Genomic DNA, 23,835 nt, shown 5'->3' on the forward strand with positions numbered 1-23,835 from the left:
TTCAGACCGTTGCCGTCGCACGTTCCGGGACCCTGCGCGGCTGGCGTTTCAGCAGGACCGGTTTGCCATGCTCGGCGATCGAGCGGGATGCAGCCTCCAGGACCTCGATCACCCGCAGTCCGGACATGCCACTTGAAATCGGTCGCGTCCCGCTGCGCACACAATCGATAAAGTGGTCGACCTCGACCTGCAGCGCTTCCTTCGGGGACACGTGGGGAGCCCACATATCGCCAGCCCGATAACCGATCCGGAATTGATGGGCTTTGTCGGAGGGGCCATCAACTGTGATGCCCTTGTCATATACCTTGATCTTTTCCGTCGGTTCAAGATCGTCGTAAACGATCATCTTCTTGCTGCCTCCGATGAACGTCTGGCGGACTTTGATTGGCGAGAGCCAGTTGACGCTAATGTGGGCTACACACGCGCTATCGAAGAACAACGTTATATGAGCCATGTTTTCCGGCGAGCCGACCACATGGCATGATCCTGTCGCCGAAACGGCAACGGGCTGCTCATCGAAGATATAGTGGATGATCGAAATATCGTGCACCGCCAAGTCCCAGATGACATTGACATCGCTCTGGAACAAGCCAAGGCTCGCGCGTGTGCTGTCGTAGTAGTAGACACTACCGAGCTCTTTCTTGACCAGGAGTTCGCGGATTTTCCGCACCGCGGGCGTGTAGATGAAAGTGTGGTCCACGCTCAATATCAGGCAGCGCCGAGCCGCCTCATCGATCAGGCGTCGAGCCAGATCTGAATTTTGTGCAAGCGGCTTCTCCACCAGAACGTGCTTGCCCGCCTTCAGTGCGGATAGAGCCAGTTCATAGTGTGTATTAACCGGCGTAGCGATGGCCACGGCATCGACGGCAGGGTTCTTGAGCAGCTCGTCGCAGGAGGACGTCGTTATCACCCCCGGATAAAGCCGCTTGCTTGCCGCGAGCTTTTCCGAATCAAAGTCGCATACGCCGACTAGACGAACCGAGGGATGAGCAGCGAAATTGCGGACCAAGTTCGGTCCCCAATAGCCGTATCCGATAACTCCAATTCCTATTGTGTCGTTCGACATAACTGCACCAGTGGTTTGAAATCGGGTGAAATGTAGAATTTACTTGGCTATGGCTTTCGGTTGCTCTGTCGATAGCCGAACTGCTGGCCAATACCCAGTCGCAAATGAACGCCGGCACACGCGCAGTGTATCTCCGACATTCCATCTCACGATCATGGAGGATACGTCGAGCATGGGTGCGCGTTCATTCGGCAGTCCTCGTTCTTGGTAAATGCACCCCTTCCATCATCGTTCCGGCGCGACCGGCTAGGAGAAGAGGCTCGACTGTCTTGTAACTCCATATTGAGACCGCCTAAGCAGCGCTGGTAGGTTGTGAACGGATATGTCCCGCTTCAATAAAAGTCCGAATTGTCAGGATCAGCTGTGGTGATGCTTCACCACCAAGGCGCTCGCATCGGTTGAGGACGTCCAATTGATCGAGTTTGTCGGATAATTCCCTTTCCTCGAAAGCGACCTCAATCCGGCCCTGTGCGGCGAACTGTTTTGCCGTTGCGACCTGATGATCGGTTCGGTGTTCGCCCAAGCTCGCACGACGCGGCATGACAATGATTCGCTTTCCAAGTTCGAGGGCGGTGATAATGGAGCCCATGCCTGCATGAGCGATCACGAGGCTTGCCGCCTCAACGCAATTCCTGAATCCACTGGGGTCAACAAATCGTTCGGTGCGGATGTGCTTGCACTGATGCTTTGATGGCCCGATCTGAGCGAAAACATCGCTTCTCGCCCGTGCACCGGCCCAATCGTCGACCGTTTGGATCAGACGGTCAAACTGGACTTGCGTACCGACGGTTACGAAGATCATGACACGCTCCTTCATAGCTAAGCGCTCGGCAAGCAGTCTTGGTCCTGATGTATCGCCGCCACATGCGCCGCCGGCTGCGCATGGCCTCGCTCGCGAGAGCCACGGTCTCGGCCATGTTTCGAATATCGACGCTGCGCGCGCATCACGGCTCCTGCGAGGAAACACGACCATTCAAATTATTTAATTTTAGTATTTGATTTATAATCCGATAATACAGAGGCAACTTTTATTTTCAAGTGATTAAGTTATCGGATTTTTAAAATACGTAATCGCTTGCAAACCCTCGATATTTTTGCATAATTTCACGTAAGGCGGATTAATCGGAGCCAGATAAGCCATGTTCTCGGTTATTATTCTGTACCTCAGCGGCCGACCCGCTTTGCAGTCTAGATGCGCAGAACATTCCAGGCGATCGGTTCGCCGCTGCACGTAGCTCTGCCGGGTGTCAGTCCCTTCGCAACACCGGTGTGGCGCGGACCAGGCGACGGTCGTCTTCGATCGGTCCCTGGCTCGCGCCGTGAGCCCTGTGCAAGTGAGACAGGCAGATCGCGCATTACCGGAATATGGCGAAAGGCCGCCCACCCCCGCAAATACCGCTGATAGCAGGCACCGCTCGTACTCGCGTCGGCATTAGCTGATATCTTCACGCGCGAGTCAGCAGGCCCGTGCATTCCGTCGGCGCGCACTTAAGCCATTGCGGTCCTGTGTGCCATCCGATCCCATCGGATCACGTCGATGGTGCCTCTGCTGTGCGGCCGTCGGACGATGGCCTGCAATCGTCTGCAATTCATGCGAAGCGTGCTGCCATGCCGTTGGAATTGCTTTCATTGAATCACCGTTGGCGCTGAATGCCTAGTACTCCCGGATGCTTTCATCCAAACCGCGAAGCAAGGGGTACAGGAAATAAGAAATCACGGTGCGCTTGCCGACTTTCAGTTCGGCCGTCACCGCCATGCCCGGAATCAGTTGAATGCGCTCAGCCGGCAGCCGAAGGTGCGTGTCGGACAAATCGACCAGTACGCGGTAATAGGGAGCTGGCGCGCGGCGCGCACCTTCGGCCTTCGGATCCGGCGAGAACGTGTCCTGGCTGATGACGCGGACCTCGCCCGTTGCCGTTCCATACTTCTGGAAAGGAAACGCTTCGAACTTGATCCGGACTGCTTGTCCAAGCGCCACCTGACCGATATCCCGACCCTCGACATTGACCTCCGCCTGGAGAGGCACATCACGAGGAACCAGGACAAACAGCGTTTCCGCTTCGCGAACCACCGAGCCGACTGTGCGGTTTGCGATGTCCAGCACCACGGCATCTGCCGGCGCCTGCAGGACGATCAGCTGCCGACGACGGTCGGCTTTCTTCAATTCCTCTGCTGCGCTGTTGCGCTTTGGCAGCGTCTCTGCCAGTTCCTGATAAGTGGTGCGACGAAACTCCTCGGTGAAGACCTTCTGGTCAGCGCGGGCCTTGTCCAGCCGATGGGTCGTATCGGCGATACTGCCACGAACGCGCGCCAGATTGCTCTCAACCTCGAGCCGTGCATCGCGAGACAGTAGAAAGTTCAGCCTCGAACCGACCTCTTTGTCCATCAGCGTGGTGCGCATGGTTTCAATTGAACGCATCGTATCGAGTCGCTGAAGGAGAACCGTCTCTTCGTCCTGCGCTGTCTTCAGATTGGCTCGAGCGGAAGCGATCTGTGCGTCATAGTTCTGGATCTGCGCCTCATAGGCGGCTCTCCTCTGCAAGAACAACTTGCCCTGCAGGATTTGGTCCGCATTTGTGAGCTCCTTGGCGGCATACTCCGTTCCATTCACTTCGGCGCCCAGGCGATCGATCGACGCATTGAAACCAGCCAGCCTGCCGCGCAATTGATCGAAATCAGCCTGCGAGAAGGTCGGATCGAGCGTAGCCAGAACGTCGCCGCGGTTGACGCGATCACCGGCCTTGACGTGGATCTCGCGTATGACCGACGTTTCCAACGGCTGTACGACTAGGTTTGGACGTGTCGTGGTCAATTTCCCCTGCGCCGTGACGATCATCTCCACTTGCGAAACGGATGCCCAGGTGACCGCGAAGGCAATTAGCCCAAGCACGCTGTAGAGGGTAAGACGCGCGAGCCGCGGCGGCGCTTGCTGCTCGACTTCGGTTGCATCCGACTGGAATTCGGCGATCACAGGCGCTCGCCTCGGCACCGGCCTGAATAGCTTCCGCCGTCGCTCGACCGTTCTGGCCAGGACCAGACCGTTCGTGTTCGCGTCCGTCCGTGGTTGCCTTGGCTCCATCATGCAATCTGTTTCATCTGTTGGTTCCACAAATGCCTGTAGATGGTGCATTTCGACAGGAGGTGGTCGTGGCGATCCACGTCAACGATTCGGCCGCGGTCCATCACCAGGATCCGGCTTGCTTCAGTCAGCATTGACAGGCGATGCGAGACGATGATGACGGTACGCCCTGCCGCCAAACGGCGGAGGTTGCGCTTGATGATCATTTCGCTTTCGGAATCGAGGGCACTCGTCGCCTCATCGAAAATCACGATCCGTGGATTGACGATCAGAGCCCTCGCAATCGCGAGCCGCTGCTTCTGCCCGCCGGACAGGTTCGAGGCATCTTCCTCGAGCATGGTGTCGAAGCCACGGGGCAACCGCTCGATGAACTCGTCGGCGCCTGCGAGCTGCGCCGCAGCGACGACTTCGGCGAATGTCGCGTCCCGTTTCACGCATGCGATATTGTCGCGGACCGTCCCTCGAAACAGGAAATTATCCTGCAAGACGATTCCGAGGTTTCGGCGCAGGTGTGCCAAGTCGAGTTCCCTCGAATCGTATCCGTCGACACGGAGCAGCCCCTGTTGCACCGGATACATGCCCGAAATCAGCCTTGTGAGCGTCGTCTTGCCGGAGCCGCTTCGGCCCACGATCCCGAAGATCGAACCTGGCTCGACGGTGAAGGAGACATCATCGAGCGCCGGCGCTCCCTCAGCTCCGTAGCGAAAAGAAACACTTTCGAACTCGATTTTTCCGGCGAAGTCGGGCCGCAGCCCATCTTTCTTGCCATCTCGCTCAGGCTTCTGATTCATCACCTCGCCGAGCATTTTCACGGCAAGAGCAACTTCCTGGTATTCGTGCACCATGGTCACGAGTTGGACGAGTGGTCCCGAGACCCTGCCGGCCAACATGTTAAACGCGACCAGCGCGCCGATTGTCATTTCTCCAGCGAAGACATCGAGTGCTCCGACAGCGATGATCCCAAGTGTCATGATCTTCTCGAGAAATCCGGTGAGCGCCTGGGCACCGGCGGAAATCTTCTCGACACCGAATCGCATGGTAATCGACTGTGCACAGCGGCTATCCCAAATCCTGCCCTGCACGGGCTCCATCCCCAGCGACTTCACCGTGCGCATACCGTGAACTGTTTCGACGAGGAGAGCCTGCCGCGCACCTTCCGCCTGGTAAAGATCGTAAAGACGTCGCCGGAAAGGGCCCATGAGCAGGCCGACAACAGCACCGCTCGCGGCAGTGAAGGCCAAAACCATAAGCGTCAACTTGACGCTGTAGATCGCAAGTACCGGCAGGAAGACGAATAGCGAAAGCGCGTCGAGGGTGGTTAAGAATAGTCGGCCGGTCAGAAACTCACGGATCCGCGCCGCTTGCTGCATGTGCTTGACTAAGACCCCCGCTGCCATGTGCTCGAAGAAGGTGACCGGCAGCCCGAGGAGATGACCGAACGTCTTTGTAGCAACTCGAATGTCGACTTTATTGGTCGCATAAAGTAGCAGGTAGCGCCGCAGAAAGCCGAATATCGCGTCAAAGACGAGTGCTGCGGCCGCGCCTACCGCGAGTACGTAGAGGGTGGTGTAGCTCTCGTGAACCAGAACTTTGTCGATGACGAGCTGGAAAAAGATCGGGACGACGAGGCCCAACGCATAGAGCATGATGGCGGCAATCGCGACGTCCCTGAACAGTCGCCATTGAAGAAGCAATTCCGGTACGAACCACCGGAGGCCGAAATTTCTGCGCCCATCCTGTGTCAACTGCTCGCGCTTGATCAGGATGGTGTCCCCGGCCCATTGGGCACAGAATCGGTCCCGGTCGACAACCAAGACCTCGTCCTTGCGGTCGGCGAGCGGGTCGAAGACGCTGACGACCTCAGTGCCCTCAGCTCCCTGTCCTGCACCAAGGACAACGATCCAGTTGCCATTGGTTAGCCTCGTCAGCGCCGGATAGGCTTCTCCGAGACGGATCAGCGCACCCCACGCGATTTTCGTGCTTCTCGCGCGCAGACCTGCATCCTTGGCCATGCGCAACAGAAGGTTCAACGAGAGCGGAGCGGCTACGGCATAGGCGTGCTTCAGACGCTCGACCGGCAGGTCTGTCCCATGATAACCGGCAATCTTGGACAGGCACTCCAATGCCGTCTGCGTCGCCAATCCAGACGGGTCCACAACCCGGCCTTTCGCGCCACCAGCGGCGTCGATTTCACCGGAAGTTCGAAGAGACATTATGAGACCGTGGCGTGCTGGGCGCGAGCGCATCGCGTACGACCGACGTACTGTTGTGCGACTCAGCTGGCTGATTTCGCCGGACTACGCCGGCGTCGACCAACCCCTGAAGCGCCTTCTGCATCACATCGACCGAATTGGCGAAGGATTCGACCGAAAAGATCAGCCGCTGAGAAAACACGCGTTTCGGGACATTGTTGGCGTCACGCTCCGTCGGTGAAAGACTGACCAGATCGACGCGGACGATGGTTCCGCTAACGGTAATTTCTTCGATTCCGTCGGTATAAAGTTCGGCGTGCATCTGGTATCTCCTATGCTGCGAGCTGCTGCCTGAAAACCACATCAACGCCGTAGCTCGTTGCGTTGTAAGTGTTGTTTGGAAATAGGCTATCCGTCCCATACGCAAACACACCGTTGCCTGCGATCGATGCCGAGGATGGAGCCGTCAGAGGTCCGTTGGTAATTGCGCTGGCGAGGAGGCCCGGATCAGCCGCGTAATTTCCGGCGGTGTGATAGGAGGCGACGTAGGTGGTTCCCGGCATGATCGTCACGGGCGTGGCGAAATTGACCTGCTGCCAGCTGCCGGCCGTTTCGCTGGTAAATGTCGCGGTTGCCAGCAAATTCCCGGTGCTGCTCCAAAGATCCGCAACGTGGGTGCCCGTGTTGGACGGCCCCTTGTAAAAGCGAATGCCGACAACATCGCCTGGGGTAGACGTCTGAAACTTGACGCCCAGTTCCACTGAATTTGGATCATTGGCTGCCACAATGCTAGGCACCTGGCTTGCGCTGAACAGGCTCACAGTCGTCGAAGACGCAGCGGTCACATTGAGAGCGACGGATGTACTGGCGGTGCCACCATGGCCGTCGGAGATGCTGTAGTTGAAGGACGCCGATCCCGTGTAGCCGGTCGTCGGAGTGAAGATCACGCTGTTGCTTTGGGCGTTGAAGCTGGCAACGCCATTCACACCGCCGCTCGCGCTCGTGATCGTGAGCTTATCGCCATCGGGATCGGTGTCGTTGGCAAGCAGTACCGAGGTCGGTATCGCGAAGGGGACGTTCTGCGTGGCGTAGAGGCCGCTGTCGTTCGCAGCGACTGGTAACTGGTTGGCGCCGCCGCTCAAGCTGTTGAACATGACATCCACCCAGTAGTTGGCGGCTTTGTAGGTGTTGGTCGGGAACAGATTGCTCGTTCCGTAGGTGTAGACGCCATTGATGTTGGCAGGAGCCGTGAGCGGACCACTGGTGCGAGCGGTGGTGAAGTAGCTGGTGCTGGAGGCATAGTGGCCGTTGCTGTGAAAGCTCGCGACGTAGGGGATGCCAGCGGCGATGGACACGGGATTGCTGAACGTGACGGTCTGCCAGCCACTGCTGCCCTCGTTGGTGAAAGTCGCGCTCGCCAGTAGCGTGCCGGTGCTGCTCCACAACGAGCCCGTATGAGTACCGGTGTCATTTGCACTCTTGTAGTACTTGATGCCAGTGATCGTGCCTGCCACGGAGGAGGTGAATTGCATGCCAAGGTTGACTTGCGACGTATCGGAATTCGACAGAATGGCCGGCGTGTCCGAGGTCGAGAACAGGCTCAGGCCTGAGGGCGCTGTCGTCACCGCGAGATTGAACGTCTCGCTGGCTGACAGACCGCCGAAATCGGTGACCGATGTCTTGACGCTGAGGGTGCCAGCACTGGTGGACGTTGGTGTCCCGCTGAAGGTCCGAGTCGAGGCATCGAAGGTCAGCCATGCGGGAAGTGCCGTGCCATCGGCGGCGGTCGCCGTGTAGGCCAGCGAATCCCCGGAATCGACGTCGGTGAAGGTGCCCGCAGGCAGCGTTAAGGAGAATGACGTGCCGACTGTCGCGGTCTGATCGCCGGTCTGGACGGCCAGCACTGGCGCGTCGTTGGCGCCATGGGTCGTGACGGTGAGCGTGGTCGATGACGTGGCGCCGGCAGTGTCGCGCATCGTGTAATTGAAGATATCGCTGAGCGTGTTGGTCGACAGCAAGGCCTGCACGGCCGGATCCGTCTCGTTGACTGTATACGTGAAGGTGCCCGAGGCATTGAGCACCAGGCTGCCGTGCGCTCCAGACAGCGCCGAACCGAGTGTGCCGCCGGTGGAGCCGAAGCTGACGGCGGTGACCGTCTTGGTATCGCCCGCGTCGGGATCGGTATCGTTGGTCAGCACGTTGCCAATAGCCGCCGTGCCAGCGGTGCTGTTGTTCACGCCGCCCTTCTCGGTGGCATCACCAACGTCAGCAACCGCGGTTGGCGGCGTATTATTGGTGGTGGAGGATCCGTTGAACACGACGTCCACCCAGTAGTTGCTGGCGTTATAGCTACTGGTCGGGAACAGATTGGTTGTTCCGTAGGTGTAGAGGCCATTGATGTTCGCAGGAGCCGTGAGCGGACCGCTGGTGCGAGCGGTGGTGAAGTAGCTGGTGCTGGAGGCATAATGGCCGTTGCTGTGAAAGCTGGCCACGTAGGTCGTGCCAGCCGCGATGGATACGGGATTGCTGAATGTGACGGTCTGCCAGCCACTGCTGCCCTCGTTGGTGAAAGTCGCGCTCGCCAGTAGCGTGCCGGTGCTGCTCCACAACAAGCCCGTATGAGTCCCGGGGTCATTTGCACTCTTGTAGTACTTGATGCCAGTGATCGTGCCTGCCACGGAGGAGGTAAATTGCACGCCAAGGTTAACTTGCGACGCATCGGAATTCGACAGAATGGCCGGGGTATCTGAACTCGAGAATAGGCTCACCGCTGAAGGAACTGACGACACTGCGATATCGAATGTCTCACTGCCAGTGAGGTTACCGAGATCAGCAGCAGAGACCGTAACGCTGAGCGTACCAAGGTCCGCAGACGTCGGCGTGCCGCTAAAGGTGCGGGTCGACGCATTGAACGCGAGCCAGGCGGGAAGGCTTGAGCCGCCAGCGGTTGCGGTGTAGGTGAGCGAGTCGCCAGAATCGACGTCCGGGAAGGTGCCGGCGGGCAGCGTCAGCGAGAACGCCGAGCCAACGGTCGCAGTCTGGCTGCCGGTCTGAATCGCCAGCACCGGTGCGTCATTGGCGCCATGAATCGTGACAGTGAGCGTGGTGGATGACGTGGCGCCGGCAGTGTCGCGCATCGTGTAATTGAAGATATCGGTGAGCGTGTCGGTCGCCAGCCGCAAGGCCTGCACGGCTGGATCCGTCTCGTTGACCGCGTACGAGAAGGTGCCCGAGGCATTGAGCACCAGGCTGCCGTGCGCTCCAGACAACGCCGAACCGAGTGTGCCACTGGTCGAGCCAAAGCGGACGGCGGTGACCGTCTTGGTATCGCCTGCGTCGGGATCGGTATCGTTGGTCAGCAAGTTGCCGGTGGCCGCTTTGCCACCGATGCTGTTGTTCACGCCGCCCTTCTCGGTGGCATCACCAACGTCAGCAACGGCGGTTGGCGGCGTATTATTGGTGATGGAGGATCCGTTGAAGACGACGTCCACCCAATAGTTGCTGGCGTTATAGCTACTGGTTGGGAAAACGCTTCCGGATCCGTAGCCATAGACACCATTGCCGCCAGCCGGAGCCGTTAACTGGCCGTTGGTAAGCGATGTCGTGAAATAGTTCTGCGTACCGGAATAATTACCGTTGGTGTGATAGGACGCGACGTAGGTGGTGCCTGCCGCGATGCCCACAGGGTTGGAGAAGTTGACCTGTTGCCAACCGCTGGCTGTCTCGTTCGTGAATGTGGCAGTCGCAAGCAGGGCTCCAGTCGAGCTCCAGAGATCCGCAACATGGGGACCGGTATTCAACGATCCCTTGTAGAAACGCAGACCGGTTATTGTCCCGTTCACGGATGCGGTAAACTTGACTCCAACTTCAACGGGGCTGGTATCGCCGGAATTGGGGGCCCCTGGCGCATCATTGGTGCCGAACAGGCTCTGCGCAGAGATCGGATAGCTGACGTTGAGCGATACCTGGCCGGATCCACTTTGGCCGCTCGTGTCTGTGATCGTGTAGGTGAAACTCGCTGTCCCAGCGTAACCATTGGTGGGGGTAAAGGTCACAGTCTGGTTTTGCGCATTGTAGCTTACGCTTCCATTGACCGGATTACTGACGCCGCTAAGTGAAAACGCCAATCCGGACGGGTTGGTGTCGTTCGCGAGCAGCGCTGATGCCGGTATGTTCAGCACACCATTTTGGGTAACCGTGAAGCCGCTGTCCCCGTTAGCTTGCGGCGAGGTCGCGCCTGAATCAGAGAATACGACGTCGACCCAGTAATTTGCGGCTTTCGTAGAGGAAACGTCGTCGGGGAAGATCGGGCCACTGCCATACGCAAAGACGCCGTTGAGACTGCTGCCAGGCGCAGTCAGCGCACCTTTCGTAAGGCCCCCATAATTGATGAAGTAGAAATCAGTTGAGGAATAGTGGCCGGTATTCGTGTGATAGGAAGCAACATATGTCACGCCAGCGGTGACACTGATAGGAGTGGCGAAATTAACCTGCTGCCAGCCGCTCGCGGTCTCATTGGTGAAGGTGGCGCTCCCAAGCAGGGTGCCGTTTGTGGTCCAGAGATCACCGATGTGAGTTCCGGTGTTCTGAGGTCCTTTGTAGAAACGAATGCCGGTGATCTTGCCCGACACGGCGGGAACGAATTTGACGCCAAGCTCAACCGAGCCGGAATCGTCGTTCGAGATCACCGCAGGCGTATCGGTAATGCTGAAGAGTGTCAGATTGGAAGACGGCGTGACGGTGTAAGTAACGCCTGCGCCCAGTGTTTCCAGATTCAGGCTGTCGTCGACAGCTCTGGTCTTGAGATTGTATGTCCCCTGAGCGCCTGTGACGAACGTGTATGACCACGTCACGTTAGCCGCGCCGACATTGCTGTTGCCTGGATGCCAGGTTGTTCCAGCATCAGTGGAGATTTCGACGCCGGCAATCTTTCCACCCGTGTCGGTGGCCGTCCCCGTCACCGTGATCGATTGCCCCTCGACAACGCTGGCAGCCGAGAGATTGGTGATAGCAGAGGTCGGCGCCGTAGCGTCTGTCGACTGGATCGCGGCAACCAAGTTCGCTTGCAGCGTCGCCGGCTGAACTCCCATATCGGCGAACAGGTTAACCATCGCCTGCTGTACGTTAGGATCTACCGGAGTCGCAGGTCCATCGTGGTCGCTGGCAAGCGCCCACGGCCAGTTGATTGAACCGGCCGAGAATATCAGTGCGCCACTGACGGGATCCCGATGCAGCACGAGATTGTGGGTCGCTGTGCCATTTGCGAACGTGTTGCCATAATCAAGGAGATACTGTCCAGTCACCTGCACTGTTGAAGATGAGACACTGATCAACCCCGCTGGGCGAAATCCGTTGTCCGGCGCGGTGTCCCATTCAACGCCTAACAGGCCAGGTACGAGAGAGGCGGTCTGCCCGGGTGACGTTTGCGCGACGGCCGTATTGCGCCAGAAGCGCAATTGGGTCATTGAGTACGGTATCGTGATCGTATCGTACCGAAATGCGTTGACCGCGAACAATGTACCGGTCAACTCATTCGAGGGAAGAGGCGGACCGAACCGCGGGTCAGAGTAATTTCCGGTCGCCTTTCCGGTCGGATCAATCAGCGCATTTGCGTGCGTATCCTTGTAGCTAATGAGCGTGCGATTGGCCGTTCCGCTGCCATCGATGCTGGGGGCCAACCTTGTTTTCCAAAAGATCTCATTGCCTGTAAGGAACGCAAGGTTGACGCCAGCGTGCGCTGCGGCCTCTACGTTGGCGCGCTGAGCTTCGGTCCAATACTCGTCATGCCCCGCGTCCATGAAGACTTTGTGATTGAGCAACAACGAGCCGTTTGTCGCAGCATCGATCCCAGAAATGTAAGAGACATCGTATCCGTTCTGCTCGAGCCACTGAATGGCTGCGAACTCAGCCGTGAACGGGGAGTCTCCCCCCTCGGAAAAGGTTCCCTCGCCGTCACGCGTTACGAGGGGGCGATTGTAACTGACCGCGAAGGCTGATCCGGCGATGCCCGGGCCGTTCCCGAAATAAAGATTGGCCCCTCCCCAGCCGTTGTAGGCTTGCCAGTCCTCATCACTTGTCTGGAGAACGATGTCGCTGTGCGAAGCGTCGTTCCTTATGATGAACGGGACCTGGAAAATCTCGGTGCCGTTGACGACGTTGGCGATGTAGACGCCCGAGACCGCATCGGTCGGCACGCTCCAGGAATCGGTCACGCTCCAATTGCCGGCATCTACGAGGCCCCTCGACGGGTCACTCAATGGAGCGGGTTGGACGACCGCGGCTGCGGCCTGATGCTGCAGGCTCGTAACCAGTCTGGCCCCATCGCCGCCGTAATAGCCCAGCCGGTAAAGATCTACGCGATAGTTCGGGTTGCCGGTCAGATTGTTGATCTTGAATTGGACCGTCCCGCCGACATTGGTGCTGATTGCTGTCGCAAACCCCTGGGTCAGATGCGAATTGTCGCCCGGCTGGATCTGCCAGACACTTTTCGGTGTGCCTGGCTTCTGATTTTCCAGCACGATGGGATTCGTGGGAGGATCGGAGACAATGGTGCCTCCCTGCCCATCGCTTTTGAAATTCCAGTTCAAGTCCATCCCCGAGAACAGCAAGGTGACATTGGCCGCACCGTTGCTGAAATCGACTGCGCTGATATTCGAGCTATTGTTATAGTGGACAGTCGCCGACATCGACGATGTGAAGGGTAGATCCTTCAAATCGATGAGGTTCCCTGGCGAAAGCGGTGCCCCAGGCGACGAACCTGCGATCAACCCGTGGAACTCGGCCGACTGATCGAGGACAAGCGCGCCACTTCCCGTGTCGAACGCCACGGTTATGCCGGAGAACGATCCGTTCAAGAACCGCCCGGAAACCGAACCTCCGATCTCCAGGATCGACTTGTCTGAAATTTCGAAAGATCCTGTGCCGCTGACGTCGCCCTTAAAGTCCCCTGTGGCAATGCGATCACCAAGGAACGCCCCAACTTCGACAGTCCCATTGTTCAGTACATCGCCTTCGACGATAAATGGCGACCCGGCACCGAACGAAAGCGTCGCGCCTGCATCAACGACCAGGCTCTTGATATCAACACTGGCCGTGCTGGTGACGACATACGCTCCCGCCGCATCGAGGAACGCAGAGTCAATGATGCCCGGGACGCCGGCGCTCCAGTTCGTAGCGACATTCCAGACTCCGTCGCTCGAATTGGTCCAGTGAGTGGTGCCCGGGGTCGAAACCGATGATGATGTCGGCGGCGTCCATTCGCTTGCCGCAGATGGGAATGTCGGGGCCAAGCTCTGATAGCGGCTCGTCAAAGACGTCGAAGACAGCAGAGCAGACAATCGCGACTGGAAAGATGGGGAGAAGAGACGGGGCATGACGCCGTGCAAGTCTGGCTGATCGCCCGGCCCGGCCCGAGACGATTGCGGGAAGAAAGTGGCGTCACCTGCTGGCGGATTAGCAAACGGCGGGCCCCACCGGCCGGGCGGATCGGAGCCATCGAATGCGTTCCAGAACGGCGCTTCTCGCCAAAAAACATCCGATGCCGGAATGTCTTCCCCTGGAAAAACGGCCCGGGCCCCTCGACCGAAGACGCTCGCCTTTTGAACCAGCATGGCTATACCGATTAAATAAATTACCCATATATATTTTAATTCTATTTTAAACCGCACGTCAATTCAATGGCGTACATTTAACATAATTCCAGTATCGGCTGAGTGGCGTTATTGCGGAGCGAAATGCGGTAGCCGAGTGATTTCGCTCAGATATTTGCCGTAGCCGCTTTTCTCCAACGGTTGCGCCAGCGCGAGAAGTTGATCACGATTGATGAAGCCGAGTCTGAAGGCAACCTCCTCGAGGCAGGCAATCTTCATTCCCTGTCGCTTTTCCAGGGTCTGCACGAACGTCCCTGCATCGATGAGAGACTCAACCGTGCCGGTATCCAGCCAGGCAAACCCCCGCCCCATGCGCTCAACGTGCAGCGCATTGGCCGAAAGGTAGCGCATCTGAAGATCGGTAATCTCGAGCTCTCCACGCGACGATGGCTCGACACGACGAGCGTAGCGGACAACGCGATTATCGAAGAAATACAGCCCGGTGATTGCCCAATTCGAAGCTGGCCGTCTGGGTTTCTCCTCGATCGATACTGGGCGGTCCGCCTCATCAAACGCGACGACGCCGTAACGTTCCGGGTCCCGCACGTGATAAGCAAAAACTGTTGCGCCTTCCTCACGTCCTGCCGCCCTGGCAAGCAGTTCGCTCAGGCCATCGCCGAAGAAAATATTGTCACCAAGCACCATGGCCACACGATCGCTTCCGATGAAATCGGCACCAACAATGAAGGCGTCCGCGAGACCGGCGGGACGGGTTTGCTCCGCGTAGCTGAGCCGAATGCCCCACTGGCTGCCGTCCCCCAGCAACAGTTCGAACTGACACCGGTCTGAAGGCGTGGTGATAATCAGAATTTCGCGGATCCCTGCCAACATCAGCGTGGACAGGGGATAGTAGATCATCGGCTTGTCATAGATCGGGAGCAACTGCTTGCTGACCACGCGCGTGATCGGATAGAGGCGCGTTCCGCTGCCGCCAGCCAGCACGATTCCCTTCAACATCGGTTTCTCCTTCTCCGACTAGCTGGTCGAGACAGGCTTCGAGCGAATGGCGCCAAGGCGGCAATCGAATCCCGAACACGCGTTCGGCCTTGGATGAATCCAGGCGCGAGTTTCGGGGTCGACGCGCAGCGGTCGGAAACTCTTCCGTCGTGATCGCCTCGAGCGCCGGAACCCGCGCTCCACGACGGGAAATCTCGTCGAAGATTGCCTTCGCAAAGTCGTGCCAGCTTGTCTCGCCCTGCCCGGCGAGATGAAAGATGCCGGCTGCTGCCCTGCGATCGACTGTTACTGACCGTTCTGCGATCTGAAGGATAGCCTCCGCGAGGTCGTATGCGTAGGTCGGATTTCCGTGCTGGTCTCGGACAACCCTTACGATGGGCTGCGTCCCGCATAACCGCAACATCGTTCGAACGAAGTTGCAGCTATAGGGGCTGTAAAGCCACGAGCATCTGATCACGGTCGCGAGCGGGTGCGCGGCCAATACAGCAGCTTCGCCGGCAAGCTTCGACGCGCCGTAGACATTTAACGGCGCGGGAATGTCGCTTTCGTCGTACGCATCCGGTTTTGCGCCGTCGAACACATAGTCTGTCGAGAGATGGATGAGTGGAACATTCATCTGCCAAGCGACATTTGCCAGCGTTGCCGCACCATCGCGGTTGATGCTGAACACTTTCGCCGCTTCAGATTCGGCCCGATCAACAGCCGTATATGCGGCCGTATTGATGATTGCAGACGGCGCGATCGACGCGATGAGCTGATCGACCCCTTCGCGGTTCTCCAGATCGAGTTCTCGATGCCCGAGAGCCACCGCGGGCAGACCGCGCATCGCAGCGAGATCACGAAGACACTTTGCCAACTGGCCGTTCCGCCCGGCAATGAGGATAGGTCGATCTGTCATCTTCACCTCAATGTTGAGCAGCGAGCAGACCCAGACGCGAGCCGTCATAGACACCGCAGCGAGCACGCTGCCACCATGCACGATTGTCGAGATACCATCCGACTGTTTCGGCCAAGCCCTGTTCGAAGGTTCTCGTCGGTTCCCAGCCTAGTTCGCGATGTGCCTTCGACGCGTCGATCGCATAGCGCGCATCATGTCCTGGACGATCCGGCACGAACCTAATGAGAGATCGTCTCGCTCCCGCGCCCGGGGCTAACCGATCCACCACGTCACAAATCCGGGTGACCACCTCCAGGTTGGATCGCTGGCCATCTCCGCCGAAATTGTACTTCTCGCCCAGTCTTCCTTCGTACAGAAGTCTTATCAAGCCAGCGGCATGATCATCGACATGAAGCCAGTCGCGAATATTTCTGCCGTCGCCATAGACCGGTAGCGGCTTCCGGTCGAGCGCATTGATGATCGTCAGCGGGATGAGCTTTTCCGGGAACTGGTACGGCCCGTAGTTGTTCGAACAATTCGATACGATGACCGGAAGACCGTAGGTTCGAAACCACGCGAGTGCGAGGTGGTCAGAGGCCGCCTTGCTCGCCGAATATGGCGAACTCGGGCTGTAGGGCGTGTCCTCGCGAAACAAGTCCTCCGGGCCCAATGACCCGTAGACTTCGTCGGTCGATACGTGGATGAAGCGGAACTGCTTGCGCCGCGGAAGCGGCAGACGTTCGTAGTAGGTCCTGGCCGCCTCCAACAGGGTGTAGGTACCAACTATATTGGTGCTGACGAAGGCCTCGGGTCCGGTGATCGAACGGTCGACGTGGCTTTCGGCGGCCAGGTGTATGATCGCATCCGGCTCGTAGTCGGCGAACGCGAGATCCATAGCGTCTCGATCGCAGATGTCGGACTGCAGGAATGCATAAGACCCCAGCCCCTCGATGCTCGTCAGCGAAGTCAGGTCGGCTGCGTATGTCAACTTGTCGATGTTGACCACAGCGGCACTGGTCTGCAGCACCAAACGGCGACACACAGCAGAACCGATGAAGCCCGCTCCGCCGGTCACTAGGATACGCATTCTACTCATCTCCACTATTCGAAAATGCAAGCAAGCTGGTTGAGTGTAGGCAAAATCTGGTCCTTTGGCGATATCTGAGCCTCTGACGGTGTGACGGGCCACTTGATCGCTAGTGCGGGATCAGCCCAATAGACGCCGCCGTCATGGCTCGGGGCGTAGACCTGATCGACCTTGTACAAGACCACGGTCTTGGGCTGCAGCGTACAGAAACCATGCGCGAATCCCTTCGGAATGAACACCTGCTCACCGCTTTCGCTATCCAACTGGATGGCGATGTGCTTGCCAAAGTCGGGCGATGAACGTCGGAGATCAACGGCAATATCGAGAATGGCCCCATTCAACACCCGTATGAGCTTGGCCTGGGCGAAAGGCGGTCGCTGGAAATGCAAGCCGCGCACCGTGCCGATCCGATCTGAGCTGGACTGATTATCCTGAACGAAGTCATGCAAGATTCCCTTCTCAGCAAAAGCCGATCGCTGAAAGGTCTCACAGAAGTAGCCGCGGCCGTCGGAAATGCGATCTGCTCGAATTACTTTGACATCGGGGATAGCCAAGGATCGCAGTTCCAGCATTAGGCACCTCCTGCCGGTCCTTAATTTCAATCGGGTTTCAAGCAGCGGACCATAATCATCGATAGAATTATTTTTTCCGTCCGCCAATCCGCCTCTGAACGCTCACATTATTTTCGATCCAAATACGATGTGCTGCAAGCTACGGAAATATCGTCTGTTTTGTCGGCACCGCGCCGGGGGCGATTGCCTCGTCCCTGTTTGCATCTCCCCCTAATTAATATAAGATTTATTTAATTTGGCAAGCAGATTTTTTTAATGTATATAATCTCCCAGCGCCCGGACGTCCGGCCTGAACGTTGGTCTACGGGCGGGCGGCCCCAACGTGACCCCACCGTCGGACAGGTACGTGATGCTCCAGAACAATCTTCAACACACGGATAGACTGCGGCTGCCCGTGAACCTGGCTCAACCCGCTCAGGCAGACGGCGGAGGAATCAGCGACGTCATCAATTACGGCATCGGGCTTCTACGACGCCAATATTTCGTAATCCTTGTCACTGCTGCACTCGCAACTGCGGCCAGCATGCTCTATCTCCGTTTGGTGACTCCAACCTATACGGCGCAGGTTCAGATCCTGTTGGCTAATCCAAGGCCCCTATTTGTCCAGCAGCAATCACTGCTCGCCGAGACGGCTTTCGATCTCAATCAAATCGAGACCCAGCTTCAGCTCCTGAGATCAAAGGCCACCGCGGTCGCGGTCATCGACCAGTTGAAACTGGCTGACGATCCGGACTTTAGTGCGTCAGGGCTATCTCTACAGTCGCTCTGGCAACGAATTCGGTCATGGGCACCGACTGGATCGAGGAAAGATAACCCGCCCGATACGAAGGGCGAACCATCGGACGCTCTCGTAGACGCATTTCTGAGTCGGCTTTCAACAGGGCGTGTCGGGTTCAGCAACGTCATTGAGATCAATTTCAGTTCGAGCAACGCAGCCCGAGCCGCGGAGATCGTCAACGCGGTAGCCAATACCTATGTTGCGGACCAGCTCAATGCAAAATTCGATGCCAATCGCAGGGCAACAAGCTGGCTGCAGGAGAGGCTGCGCGATCTCGGTGACCAAGCCCTCGCTGCACAACGTGCCGTCGATGTCTACAAGGCCCAGAACAATATCGTGTCTTTGGACGGAAAGCCCATCGACGAGCGGCAGATCACAGAAATCAACAATCGACTGGCTGCCGCACGCGCCCAGACCTCTGAGGCCACGGCCAAGTTGGCTCGGTATGAATCTCTCCTTACCTCCGATCCGCAAAAGCCGCCCCCGATGATCAATCTGGACGCAATCGGGGCCGATGCGACAAACAGTCAGATCATTACGGGGCTCCGCCAACAATATCTGGAACTCACGCGGCGAGAGGCCGAGTTGACAGCCAGGGTCGGTCGCGACCACCTGGCGGTTGTCAGTGTCCGTAACCGCATCCGGGAATTTCGCGCCTCCATCTTCGACGAGGTCAAGAGACTTGCCGAAGTCAGCCGAAGCGAATTCGAGTTCGCCAAACAGCGGCAGGAAGAAATCGAAAAGCAGCTGGCGAAGGCCGTCTCTCAGTCCCGTTCAGTCAATTCTGCTGAGCTGACTATCAAGGATCTGGAGAGCCGAGCAAAGGGCTTGCGGAGCTTGCACGAGACTTTCCTGCAGCGTTACATGGGCTCTGCACAGCAGGAGACATTCCCCATCTCGGAAACGCGGGTCGTTTTTCCTGCTTCGCCGCCGCCGAGCAAGAGCAAGCCTAAGACAAGGTTGGTGCTGACGCTCGGGATCCTCGGCGGTCTCGCGCTGGGCATCGGCTTAGCGCTGCTCAGAGACGTCATGGACCGCGTCTTTCGTACCTCTTCACAAGTGGAAACCGTGCTGGAATTGCCTTGCATTTCTTCGGTCCCATTGCTACCGGCCCGCAAATCCCCGAAGCCATCAGTTCGTCTCCAGCAAACCGATGATGATGTTCAGCAACGGATAGTTTCGTCGCCGACCGCAGTTCATCGGACCGTGGTCGGGATGCCGCTTTCTCGATATACCGAGGCAATTCGCTCCATCAAGCTAGCCATCGACCACAATCCGGCAAAAATCTCCTCCCAGGTCATCGGGATTACCTCGGCCCTACCGAATGAGGGCAAGACCACGATTGCTGCCTCGCTCGCGCAATTGATCGGGCACACGGGCAAGAAAGCCATCATCGTCGATTGCGACCTCAGGAATCCCTCGCTATCTGCTATCTTTGCGCCCAAAGCCCTCGCCGGAATCATCGAAGTTGCAAACGGCAGCCGCTCCCTCGCGGACGCAATTTGGCGGGATCCGACAACCAATCTTGCATTTCTACCCGCCGTGCGGCGGGGACCTCTGCTTCACACCAGCGAAATTCTTTGCGCCGACGCGATAAGCAAGTTGTTCGACCGTTTGCGAGCTGACTATGACTACGTCATCGTCGACCTTCCTCCCCTGACCCCCCTAGTTGATGTCCGAGCCACTTCATCTCTAATAGACTGCTACATTCTCGTTGTTGAATGGGGCCGGACCAAAATAGATGTCGTGCAGCACGCATTGCACACGGCACCCAACATTCACGAATCGCTGATTGGGGCGGTTCTCAGCAAAACGGATACCAAGGCCATGGCTCGATATGACGGACATCGGAGCTACTACTATCATGATAGCCACTACATCCGTTATGGTCTTTCCGGGTCTTAAGGCTGTCTCGTAGCGGCTCCACGTTCTCCGGCTAGCGGATCAGCGGAGTGGCCGCACCACAAGATGGTGTTTACATGATTATCCGGCTTGTCATGTTAGCCGAGTTAGTGGCGATCATCGCGGCGCTCGCCATGCCAGAAAGCCTGCAAATCAGGATATTGGCGTCGTTCGTGCTTGCAACGGCTGCGCTGGTCGTTGCGATCGTTCCATCATCCGCCTCCCTCGGGCTCGCCAAGCTGCTCCGGCCTGGTCTCGGCATTGTGCTTGCGGCTCCGGCGCTCTGGATGGCGTCACAGGCAGTGCCGATGCCTATGGGCACACTCGGCAATGCCATCTGGGCAACTGCATCGGCGGCCTTGAACGAACCCCTCGCCGAAATAATCACGGTCGATACCGGGGCGACGATGTTCTCGTTCGCCCAGTATTGCGCTGTGCTCGCCGCTGCCCTTGTCACTGCCGTCGTCACACTTGACCGATATCGTGCAGCGCAAGTCCTGCATATCCTGCTGTTGATAGCCACGATCACCACAGCTATGTGGTTCGGTAAGGAAACTGCTGGTGTCGCCGGGCGCGATGGCTCAACCGTCGCAGTGCTCGGCCTCTTGCTCTCCTGCGCGACGGCAATACGCGCAGTCGATCAATTTCGGCGCCGCAGTCGGCCAGGAACAATTGGGCCAGCCCCGCTCCCAGCTCTGTCCGCCGCGATCATCGCAATGACTGTCTGCATGGCCGCGCTGCTCATTCGGACCAACTCGACCGCCGTCGTTGCCGCGCTCCTCGGATCAGGAATTCTGCTCTCGGTGTTCGCAATTCGCAGGTGGTTCTTCAGTTTGTGGGGTACCGCTGGCGTTCTCGCAACCGCTGTAATATTTCTTATTACCAGCGCGACGGTCATTCCGTTCAGGACGAACACCGATCTGACGATCGCTTTGTCAACGAGCAGCCAGATCGCGACAGAACGGATGCTACAGGACGTCCGACCGGCGGGATCCGGTGCAGGCGCTTCGGCCGTTCTTTTGCCGATTTATCGGGACATCGGAAACGGTGCGCTGCGAGAAAGGCCAACGGCCGCCGCCGCAATTGTTGTGGATATGGGGTGGGCGTTCCTTTGCAGTCTCGTGGTTGTAGCAATGCTCGGCGCTTGTATTCTGATCAGGCGGTCTCTGTCGCGAACTTACGATTACGTGTACCCAGCCTTGGGCGCTGGCGCTTCGATTACACTGACGGTACTGGCCTTTGCCGACCATGAAATTTTGGATTTGGGCGCATCACTTTTGATCGCCGCGGTTTTTGGACTGGCGTTCGGTCAAAGCGTCCCCGGCGCAGGCCGTGACGCCATATCCCCGGGATCGAAAGAGACTTCAGATTGGATGGGCGGTCCAGCTCCGGCATCTCGTGCAAGATTCGCGTCAGCGCTTGTCACCGCCTGGCCCCGCGTTGCTCTAATGGTTCTTGGTATCACACTGCTCGTGCAGGCAATTTGGATGGTCTTGCCCGCCTGGTATCTCGGTGGTCATTCTTCTTTGCCGACAGGCGTATTGACCGCAGCATGGCCGAATGCGATCTCGAAACCGGCTTCAGTTGCGGCAGCACGTGAAGACCTATGGATCCGAGGGGAATCGAGATCCAGCTGGGATCCGGCATTATCCGCAGACGAGCAAAAGACGGCTCTTCCGGTGGCTTCGAATGCGTTTGCCCGTGCATTACGCTCTTCGCCGTTTCGCGGCGACATCTGGCTCATGCTCGCGGCGGCATCGAAGCACGATTTGACCCGGTCTGGGACGGCAGCGATGCTCAAGATGTCGTACTATACCGCGCCGAATGATTTGGATCTGCTTCCGTTACGGCTATCCGTCGCGTTCGCCACAGACGCTGTGGTATGGGAGCTTGAATTCCGTGACTTGATCAAGCGCGACGTCAGTTTCATCGTTACGCATCGGCCTGCCCTCAGGCCGGCGCTTGTGGCCGCATACCGGTTAGCCTCAGCCGACGGGAAGGTCTACCTCGAGAACCTGATTTCGGAGCTGGATCCGTCGTACCTCGACAGCATGCGCGCGCGGAATTCCCGACAGGGATCTCGATAGGTCTCCGAGCAGTGCGACATATTAAATAGCCAAACGAGTATTTTTTCTCTTGAAATATCAGATTAATTAATAATATATTAAATATTAACCGCAGGTGTCCTGACAATGAATTTCGTGAACCGACATTTCCCCGATCGGGGGGTTACGGATCGTGTCAGTCCCGGGCCGTCACTATCCCGCCAGCACAAATGGCCCCTCCGGTACGACTCGATCGAATACGTGGCGCCCTGTGCGGATGTTGCGACCATTGTTTTTGCGAGCGTCGTTTCGATGTGGCTGTGCCAAGCTCAGACTGGGTGGGCTGCAGGCGACTTAAGTAACGCACTTGGCCTGGCGCTCGTCAGCGCAGCATGTCTGGTTTGCCTCTTGAAGACCCACGGCCTTTATCGGCCAGCTGAGCTTCTCGTCCTGCGAAGTCAGATGCGCGCCGTCTGGATTGCATGGACGTCATTGTTGCTCTTGATATGGGCCGTGTACGGCTTTGCAATTGGTCCGGGCTCTTCTCACCAAGCGGGCACACTTTTCGCGGTCCTGGGCCTCGGCTTGCTGATGGCCGAGCGGTGGGGAGTGAGAGCGCTTCTCGGGAGGGGCCTGAGCGGCAGAAAATTCGCTATCACAAACATTATTCTGGTTAGCGACCAGCCGCAATCGAAAAACGCCGGACTGTCTGAAACGCTCGCGATGCATGGTTATTGCGTCCGAGGCCGATTCAGCTTGCCCCCAATCGGCTTCGGTCCTGCCTGTCGAAGGCGGCTCACGACTCGCGTGATTGACTACATTCGCAGCTCCGAGCTCGACGAGGTGGTTGTGGAAGCGAACCCGGAACGATGGCCCGAACTCCGAGCCTTCGTTGCCGATTTGCGGGTCTTGCCGCTACCGGTTGTGTTCGTGCCGGTCGGTACGACATCCGAATTGCTTCGACACCCCACGCGAAGCCTTGGAAGTGCGGTTTGTGTTGAACTCCAGCGTGGTCCGCTTACGCAGCTGGACTGTGCGACCAAACGAATCATTGATCTTTTCGGCGCCGCGCTCGCCTTGACGATACTTGCCCCGCTGCTTGTGCTGGCCGCACTTGCAATCAAGCTGGACTCGCCCGGCCCCATATTCTTTCGACAGCAACGCTGTGGTTTTAATGGCCGGATCTTCCTGATCCGCAAATTCCGGACGATGCATGTGCTCGAGGACGGGCCCGCGATCCTTCAGGCCCATCGCCTCGACCGACGCGTCACCCGCGTCGGCAAATGGCTCCGTCGGACAAGCTTCGACGAACTGCCACAGCTGCTAAATGTTCTCGACGGCAGCATGTCGCTGGTCGGTCCCCGTCCTCATGCCTTGGCTCACGACGGAGAATTCGACAAGCTCGTGCGGAACTACGCCTTGCGCCGCAGGGTCAGGCCAGGATTGACCGGATGGGCCCAAGTCCATGGCTGCCGTGGTCCAACCCCCACATCCATCACGGTGGAAACACGCGTACAATACGATCTGTGGTACATCGACAACTGGAGCCTTCGGCTTGATCTCGTAATCCTGCTGCAAACTCCCATCGAAGTGCTGCGGGGACGCAACGCCTACTAGGCGCACAGGATTAC

General features: G+C 57.9%; 13 protein-coding genes. 3 read left to right on the forward strand and 10 right to left on the reverse strand.

Translation table 11 applies throughout. The features are described from left to right. Position 1: 1 nt before the first annotated feature. From IVB07_RS24055 to rfbC, 10 genes are all read right to left on the reverse strand, one after another. A complete protein-coding gene (locus tag IVB07_RS24055) occupies positions 2-1,066 on the reverse strand; it encodes a Gfo/Idh/MocA family oxidoreductase (RefSeq protein WP_018456743.1) in 1,065 nt (354 codons plus the stop codon). Positions 1,067-1,358: 292 nt separating this feature from the next. Continuing rightward, complete coding sequence (locus IVB07_RS24060) at positions 1,359-1,868, reverse strand: glycosyltransferase (RefSeq protein ID WP_051113014.1); 510 nt, start codon at positions 1,866-1,868, stop codon at positions 1,359-1,361. An 852-nt stretch (positions 1,869-2,720) separates the two neighbouring features. Then, the gene (locus IVB07_RS24065) at positions 2,721-4,037 is read right to left on the reverse strand and encodes an HlyD family type I secretion periplasmic adaptor subunit (RefSeq protein WP_018456745.1); all 1,317 of its coding nucleotides are present in this window, start codon (positions 4,035-4,037) and stop codon (positions 2,721-2,723) included. Between the two features lie 107 nt (positions 4,038-4,144). Then, positions 4,145-6,286: a peptidase domain-containing ABC transporter gene (locus tag IVB07_RS24070; RefSeq protein WP_247363385.1), complete on the reverse strand. Its 2,142-nt coding sequence runs from the start codon at positions 6,284-6,286 to the stop codon at positions 4,145-4,147. A gap of 49 nt (positions 6,287-6,335) precedes the next feature. Next, positions 6,336-6,659, reverse strand: a complete 324-nt coding sequence (locus tag IVB07_RS24075) for a hypothetical protein (RefSeq protein ID WP_018456747.1) — start codon at positions 6,657-6,659, stop codon at positions 6,336-6,338. Between the two features lie 10 nt (positions 6,660-6,669). Then, positions 6,670-13,947, reverse strand: coding sequence for a DUF4082 domain-containing protein (locus IVB07_RS24080; RefSeq protein ID WP_157642983.1), 7,278 nt, complete (start codon positions 13,945-13,947; stop codon positions 6,670-6,672). Between the two features lie 108 nt (positions 13,948-14,055). Then, the gene (rfbA, locus tag IVB07_RS24085; protein WP_051113005.1) at positions 14,056-14,943 is read right to left on the reverse strand and encodes a glucose-1-phosphate thymidylyltransferase RfbA; all 888 of its coding nucleotides are present in this window, start codon (positions 14,941-14,943) and stop codon (positions 14,056-14,058) included. Continuing rightward, positions 14,852-15,889, reverse strand: coding sequence for a dTDP-4-dehydrorhamnose reductase (gene rfbD / locus IVB07_RS24090; RefSeq protein WP_018456751.1), 1,038 nt, complete (start codon positions 15,887-15,889; stop codon positions 14,852-14,854). The genes rfbA and rfbD overlap by 92 nt, the downstream gene beginning before the upstream one ends. Further along, positions 15,849-16,907: a dTDP-glucose 4,6-dehydratase gene (gene rfbB / locus IVB07_RS24095; RefSeq protein WP_026233237.1), complete on the reverse strand. Its 1,059-nt coding sequence runs from the start codon at positions 16,905-16,907 to the stop codon at positions 15,849-15,851. The genes rfbD and rfbB overlap by 41 nt, the downstream gene beginning before the upstream one ends. A 14-nt stretch (positions 16,908-16,921) precedes the next feature. Next, on the reverse strand, positions 16,922-17,479 hold the full coding sequence (gene rfbC, locus IVB07_RS24100; protein WP_018456753.1) for a dTDP-4-dehydrorhamnose 3,5-epimerase: 558 nt from the start codon (positions 17,477-17,479) through the stop codon (positions 16,922-16,924). A 349-nt stretch (positions 17,480-17,828) separates the two neighbouring features. Here rfbC and IVB07_RS24105 point away from each other — a divergent pair, with 349 nt between their 5' ends. From IVB07_RS24105 to IVB07_RS24115, 3 genes are all read left to right on the forward strand, one after another. Beyond that, positions 17,829-20,162: an AAA family ATPase gene (locus IVB07_RS24105; RefSeq protein ID WP_026233238.1), complete on the forward strand. Its 2,334-nt coding sequence runs from the start codon at positions 17,829-17,831 to the stop codon at positions 20,160-20,162. 47 nt (positions 20,163-20,209) lie between these two features. Beyond that, positions 20,210-22,246: a hypothetical protein gene (locus tag IVB07_RS24110; protein ID WP_245288451.1), complete on the forward strand. Its 2,037-nt coding sequence runs from the start codon at positions 20,210-20,212 to the stop codon at positions 22,244-22,246. 219 nt (positions 22,247-22,465) lie between these two features. Continuing rightward, positions 22,466-23,821, forward strand: coding sequence for an exopolysaccharide biosynthesis polyprenyl glycosylphosphotransferase (locus tag IVB07_RS24115; RefSeq protein ID WP_245288453.1), 1,356 nt, complete (start codon positions 22,466-22,468; stop codon positions 23,819-23,821). The last annotated feature ends 14 nt before the right edge of the window (positions 23,822-23,835 follow it).

The sequence above is a fragment of the Bradyrhizobium sp. 172 genome, from assembly GCF_023101065.1.
In the GTDB taxonomy this organism is placed as follows: domain Bacteria; phylum Pseudomonadota; class Alphaproteobacteria; order Rhizobiales; family Xanthobacteraceae; genus Bradyrhizobium; species Bradyrhizobium canariense_D.